Here is a 6,586-nt window from a genome sequence, read left to right on the forward strand (position 1 = left end):
CTGGGAAACAAGACGTCCTGCCCGCGTTCCTACTGTACCTGAGAATGTACCTTTACCAGAGTTTCCAGAAACAGCTTGGCCACGCGTGTTGGCGCAGGTTGTTTTCTGGCCACGGCCGCGAAACGGGTTCTGTATTTGATCTCTTTGGGCAGAACCTTTTTCATAAGCCCATGTTCGACAAATTCCTGCGCCAGATGATCGGGAAGAAACCCAAGGTAGCGACCTGAAAGTATCAGAATGACAAGGGCTTGTTCGTTCTGCACTTTGGCCGCACGTCGAAACCCCAGTTGTTGACCAACGATGAGGTTCGGAGAGTTCACGTGCAGGCCGGCGTAGTTGAACTTGCGAAGAACACTCAGTTTCAACTCTGGATCCGAGCGGTCAAACAGGGGGTGTTCCTGCCCACAGTACAAATACATGTTTTCCCCGTAGAGCGGCGTGTATTCCAGGCTTGCCGATGGTCTGTGCAAAGCGATGATACCGACATCCATTTGCCCGCTGATGACCATTGTTTCGATCACGTTGGGGGGTTCCAGCGACAGTTCGATGTGAACCGCCGGTGCGGCCTCATTGAACTTGTGAATGGTGCGGGCAAGTTGGGCTTCCGGGTTGGTCGTACATTGATCGAACAGAGCCACGCGAATGCTGCCGGCCAGTTGTTGTTTGACTTCGTTGACCTCGGTTCTGAACTGCGCCACGGAAATAAGCAGGTCTTCTGCCGCGGCCAGCACCTTTTCGCCGTCTTCCGTCAGTGAAAACCCTGACGGCCCCCGGTTGCACAGCTTTAGGCCAAGCCTCAGTTCCAGGTCAGACAAGTGTTTCGAGATCGTCGATTTGCCGATGTTCAGCTCGATCTCGGCGGCCGTGATGCCACCACTTTCCGCGACGGTTTTGAACACGCGCAGCAGACGGATGTCCGTGTCGCCGATCCGGGTATCAAGTTTGTTCTGTCTCATATCGTATGTTTGAAATTTATGAAACCTTTCGCGCAAATATTAACAACGACGAAACCAAGTTGGCAAGTTAGCTTCGTGTCGCCGAGGTAGAATCGGACTGGCCACCTTCTCCCCAGGTCAGCGCGCACCTCGAAACACGACATATGGGAGGAAATCCATGTCATTTATCAAAAAGCTTGGCACTTTCAGCGCAGCCGTTTCCGTTGCCGCACTGATGGTTGCAGGCACGGCCGAGGCGAAGAACTTCAAGATCGCTGTCGGCGACAGCGCGGGCAGCGCACAAGAGGCGCTGGGGCTCGCGTTCGTAAAAGCGCTCGAAGAAAAATCAGGTGGTGAGCACACCGCGACACTGTTTCTCAACGGTCAGCTCGGTTCCGAGCAGGACACGGTGAACGAGGCGGCGATCGGCACGCTGGATATGTCGCTGCTGGCGATCAACAACATCACCCCGTTCTCGCCTTCGGTCGGTGTTTTCACACTGCCTTACGTGATCCTCAGCCTGGAAGATGCCGAAAAACTGACCCAGGGTCCAATCGGTCAGGAACTGGTCGAAAACACCATCCGTGATGCCGGTGTGCGCATCATCGGCTGGACCTATACCGGTTTCCGCCGTCTGACGAACTCGAAGAAGCCGGTCAAATCGGTTGCGGATTTGCAGGACCTGATCATTCGCGTTCCCAAAAACGAAATCATGATCGAAACCTACAAGGCATGGGGCATCAACCCGACCCCGATGGCCTGGTCGGAAACCTTCACCGGCCTGCAGACCAAAGTGGTTGACGGTCAGGACAACCCTTACCTGACGATCAATGCGATGAAGTTCTACGAGGTTCAGAACCACGTCACCAACCTGCGTTACATCTTCTCGATCGAACCGCTGATCATCTCGGAAGCCGTGTTTCAGGACCTGTCCGAAGAGGAACAGCAGATGATCCTGGAAGCAGGGCAGGAAGCCACTCAGGTCTCGGCCCAGTTCCTGCGGGACTCGGAAGCAGCCATCAAGGAAGAGCTGACGGCCAAGGGGATGGAAATCATCGACCCCGAGAACGACGAAGCCGAGTTCATTCAACTGGCGACCGAAGCTGTATGGCCGCAATTCTACGAGTCCATTGGTGGTGTCGAGAAACTGAATGCAGTTCTTGAAGCCATCGGCCGCGAGCCGGTCCAGCAATAATCGTCGCACGGCGATACCGGGAAGAGCGCTGCGGCGCTCTTCTCACTTCAGGGAGGAGTGAAACCACATGTTCTGGAAATTTCTGGACAACATAGAAAGTGTCATCTGCCGGATCCTCTTATCCGGCTTCGTCTGCCTTTTGTTCGTGCAGATCATCGCGCGCGAGGTCTTCGGCTTTTCGGTCAGCTGGATCGAGGAACTCTCGGTCTACATGTTCGTCTGGTTCGTCTATTTCGGCGCAAGTTACGCCGCTCTGAAAGGTGCGCATAACCGCGTGACATTCCAGTTCAAGTTCCTGCCCGATGGGTCGATCAAATACATCGAAGCCTTCGCCGATCTCTTCTGGCTCTTCTTCAATGTCTACTTCCTGTATCTGGCGACGGATTTTGTCTTCAACAAGATGAACAAGTTCTGGAAATCCCAGACCCTGGGTATCGAGATGAAGTACGTCTACATGGTGCTGCCCATCGCGTTTGCGCTGATGACCGTCCGCATCATTCAGGTGAATTACCGCCGCCTTATCAAGGGCGAGGATATTCACGATCCCGATCAGATCGACCTCGACGAAATCAAAGCTGCGACTGAAGCAGCAAAGAAATCCTAAGGGCAGGGGGATAAACCATGGAATCCGAAATCGTCACAATCCTGTTTGGGTCTTTCCTGTTTCTGCTGCTCATTGGCGCGCCGATCACTGTGGCGCTGGGTGTGGCATCGCTGGTCTCATTCCTTTACCTGGACGAGAACCCGATCAAATTCGTGCAGATCGCCTTTACCTCGGTGGGTGCTTTCCCCCTGATGGCGTTGCCTGCCTTCATTCTTGCCGGGGCCCTGATGGAGGCCGCCGGTATCTCGAAACGCCTGATCAATGTTGCTGAAAGCCTGGCCGGTCCATTCACCGGCGGTATTTCGGCTGCAACGGTCATGGCTTGTCTATTCTTCGGCGCCATTTCGGGCTCGGGCCCGGCAACAACCGCGGCCGTTGGGATGCTGATGATCCCTGCGATGATCGACCGCGGCTATGAGCGCGGCTATGCCTCGGCGATCACTGCGTCCTCTGGCGGCCTCGGGATTATCATTCCTCCCTCCATCCCGATGGTGATCTTCGGCATTGCCGCGCTCGGCATGGCGCCGCCGCCGGAAGCCGTGGAAAAGTTCGGAACCTTTCAGTCGGTTTCGATCTCGAAACTGTTCATTGCCGGATTCGTCCCGGCCTTCCTGATCGCCACCAGCCTGCTGATCCTGAACTTCTTCATGTCGAAAAAGCGCGGCTACAAGGGCGTTTCCGAAGGTTGGTCGATCCGTCACGTGGGCTGCGAAATGTATCGCGGTTTCTGGTCGCTGATGGCGCCGCTGGTGATCCTGGGCGGTATCTATACCGGCTTCTTCACTCCGACCGAGGCGGCAATCGTGGCGATTTTCTACACCCTGTTCGTGGGCGTGGTTATCTACCGCGAACTGACCTGGCAGTCGCTGTTCCAGTCGCTCGAGGCCACCACCTGGCTCACGGGCCGTGTTCTGCTGATCCTGTTCACCGCGACCGTGTTTGGCCGACTGCTGGTGGAAAACCAGATCCCGGCGATCATCGCGGATTCGATGCTCAGCTTCACGGACAACCTCTATGTCATCTGGACGCTGATCATCTTTTTCCTACTGTTCGTCGGCATGTTCATGGAGACGCTGGCCACCATCCTGATCCTGGTTCCGGTGATGCTTCCGGTGGCTTATTCGGTGGGTATCGATCCGATCCACTTTGGCGTGGTGATGGTCTGCACGCTGGGTATCGGTTTCCAGACTCCGCCACTGGGCGAAAACCTGTTCATCGCCTCGGGTATCTCGAACATCACGATCGAACAGATCTCATTGCGTGCGCTGCCTTTTGCGGCCGCCAACACGATTGCGATCTTCATCATCGCCTTCTTCCCTGAACTGTCGCTGTGGCTCCCACGGCTGTTTGGCTACTGATCTGAAAGGATGACGACATGAAACAGATGGTCACAAACATCCTCTTTGCCACTGACCTGTCCGAAAACTCGGGTCACGCCATGCGCCATGCCGCCAGCATCGCGCAGGCCACGGGGGCAGAAATTCACGTGCTGCATGTGAATGAGCCACTGTCGGACGATGCCAAGATCACGATGGAGATCTTCATCCTGAATGAAGAAACCCGCAAGACCGCGATCGAGCGTCGTCACGAGATGGTGCGCAAGGTACTGGCCGAACGACAAGCCAAATTCTGGGCGCAGTTTGACGGCGACGATGGAAAAATTCGCGATCAGATCACCTCGGTCGAGGTCACCGATGGCCACCCGGCCGAAGTGATCCTGCGCCGCTCGGTCGAACTGGGCTGTGATCTGATCGTGCTGGGTGCGCATGATCACGGCTTTTCGCATACGTTTCTGGGCACCGTCGCAAAACGCGTTTTGCGGCGCTCCAAGATACCGACACTGATCGTTCCGAACCCGGACGAAACGTAACAACCCCACTGACAAGGAAGTACAAAATGAGCAAAACTCTGACCGCGCAGGACCTGGCGGACACGTTTGACGCGTTCAACCGCCATGACATCGACGGCGTAATGACCCACTTCGCCGACGACTGCGTGTTCTACACCGTGGCTGGTGACGAGAAATACGGCAACAAGGTTGAAGGTGCCGAAGCCATAGCCGCCGCGTTTTCAGGCGTCTGGGCAGGCATGAAAGACGCCCATTGGGACCATCACAGCCATTTTGTCCACGGTGATCGTGCCGTGTCCGAGTGGACCTTCTCAGGAACCGACGCAAACGGTATGCGGATCGAAGCTGAAGGTGCGGATCTGTTCACCGTTCGTGACGGTAAAATCGTTGTAAAACAGGCGCTTCGAAAGACGCGTCCAATGTTCAAAGCCTGATCCGCCGCCCTGCGCGCAGCCTCGGAGAAAAACAAGAATGGTGGATAACAGCATCCCGCGACACTGGCCCAAGGCCAGCTATGACCCGAAATATGACCCGATCATAGATGCGGGTCCGGGTCACAATCGCGACCACGCGCCCACATATTGGATTGGAACGGCCGGAACACCTCCGGCCGATGATGGACCTGTGTCCAGCGATATGGATGCGGATGTGGTGGTGATCGGGTCGGGGTATACCGGCCTGTCCACCGCCATTCATCTTGCCAAGGAACACGGCATTCAAGCCGTTGTTTTAGAAGCAAATACAGTCTCTTGGGGCTGCTCCACCCGCAATGGCGGGCAGGCCCAGATCTCATCCGGACGGCTGAAACGGTCGCAATGGATTCAGCGCTGGGGCACGGACGTGGCCAAGCGCATGCATGCCGAGGTCACAGAAGCGTTTCAGCTGTTCAACAATCTGATTGCGTCGGACGATATCGATTGCGACCCGCAGCCAGGCGGCCACTACTACATCGCGCATCGCGACAAGGTCATGCCCTCCCTCAAGAAAGAAAGCAAGCTGCTCAACGACGTGTTCGGCTATGGTTCGCGGATTCTCTCTCGGGAAGAACTTCACGAAAAGCACGTGCGCGATATGGAGGCCGCAGGTGCCATGTGGGAACCTGACGGGACCTGCATCCATGCGGGTAAACTGGCCTTCGGCTACGTCAACATGGCGCGCCGTCTGGGGGTGAAAATTCACACCGGCAGCCCGGTCATGGGATGGCAGACGAAGAACGGCGTGCATCACCTGCGCACACCGGGCGGCATCGTCCGCGCCAAAACGGTGGCCTTGGCAACCGCGGGCTATACTCCGCCGGGTCTGAACACGCGCACAAAGCACCGCCTGATGCCCATCCTGTCCAACTCGATGGTGACACGGCCGCTTACCCAGGCCGAACTGGATGAGTGTGGCATTCAGACCAAATCCCCCCTGACCGACACGCGTACGCTGCGCCACTATTACCGCCTGCTGCCGGACAATCGGATGCAGATCGGCAGCCGCAGCGCGGTGACAGGGCGTGATGCCGAGAACGAAAAACATCTGGAGCTACTGAAAAAGGGTCTCGCCCGAAAGTTCCCGGCGCTGACGGATATCAACCTCGACTACTCGTGGTGGGGCTGGGTCGATGTCAGCCATGATATGATGCCGCGTATCTTCCAGCCGGACCCGCAACAGCGCGTGTTCTACGCGATGGGATACGGTGGCAACGGCGTGATGTACTCGGCTCAGGCCGGGCGTCGTATGGCACAGCTGATCGCGGGTAAGAAAGACAAGGCGTTTGAACTACCGATCTTCACGTCCCCGCTGCCCAGCCACGGCATTCTGACGCCTTTCCGCCGACTGGGACAGCGCATGGCGTATGTCGGCTACTACCTCAAAGACGAAATACTGTAACTCACAGGGGCTTCGGCGCCCTGAAAGGATAAGGAAACACCCTTATGAAAATGACGACGGAAGAGGCCTTTGTTAAGGTTTTGCAGATGCACGGGATTGAGCATGCGTTCGGGATCATTGGATCTGCG

7 protein-coding genes are annotated in these 6,586 nt (G+C 56.5%); 6 read left to right on the forward strand and 1 reads right to left on the reverse strand.

The features are described 5' to 3' along the window. Nucleotides 1-29: 29 nt before the first annotated feature. A complete protein-coding gene (locus tag ACR0I0_RS09020) occupies nt 30-956 on the reverse strand; it encodes a LysR family transcriptional regulator (RefSeq protein ID WP_480491063.1) in 927 nt (308 codons plus the stop codon). 157 nt (nt 957-1,113) lie between these two features. On the opposite strand from ACR0I0_RS09020, the gene ACR0I0_RS09025 reads away from it, so the two are divergent. The 6 genes from ACR0I0_RS09025 to ACR0I0_RS09050 all read left to right on the forward strand — a co-directional run bounded on the left by ACR0I0_RS09025 (nt 1,114) and on the right by ACR0I0_RS09050 (nt 6,458). Continuing rightward, nucleotides 1,114-2,130, forward strand: a complete 1,017-nt coding sequence (locus ACR0I0_RS09025; protein ID WP_171636290.1) for a TRAP transporter substrate-binding protein — start codon at nt 1,114-1,116, stop codon at nt 2,128-2,130. A 67-nt stretch (nt 2,131-2,197) separates the two neighbouring features. After that, nucleotides 2,198-2,734 (forward strand): TRAP transporter small permease, encoded by a 537-nt coding sequence (locus tag ACR0I0_RS09030; RefSeq protein ID WP_171636288.1) that lies wholly within the window; start codon nt 2,198-2,200, stop codon nt 2,732-2,734. A 17-nt stretch (nt 2,735-2,751) separates the two neighbouring features. Further along, a complete protein-coding gene (locus tag ACR0I0_RS09035) occupies nt 2,752-4,092 on the forward strand; it encodes a TRAP transporter large permease (RefSeq protein ID WP_171117920.1) in 1,341 nt (446 codons plus the stop codon). Nucleotides 4,093-4,109: 17 nt separating this feature from the next. After that, entirely contained in the window at nt 4,110-4,604 is a 495-nt protein-coding gene (locus ACR0I0_RS09040; protein WP_171636286.1) for a universal stress protein, read from the forward strand. Between the two features lie 26 nt (nt 4,605-4,630). Then, a complete protein-coding gene (locus ACR0I0_RS09045) occupies nt 4,631-5,017 on the forward strand; it encodes a nuclear transport factor 2 family protein (protein ID WP_209835032.1) in 387 nt (128 codons plus the stop codon). A gap of 37 nt (nt 5,018-5,054) precedes the next feature. Beyond that, nucleotides 5,055-6,458: an NAD(P)/FAD-dependent oxidoreductase gene (locus ACR0I0_RS09050; RefSeq protein WP_171724526.1), complete on the forward strand. Its 1,404-nt coding sequence runs from the start codon at nt 5,055-5,057 to the stop codon at nt 6,456-6,458. Nucleotides 6,459-6,586 lie beyond the last annotated feature (128 nt).

It is taken from the genome of Ruegeria sp. AG6 (assembly GCF_056541565.1).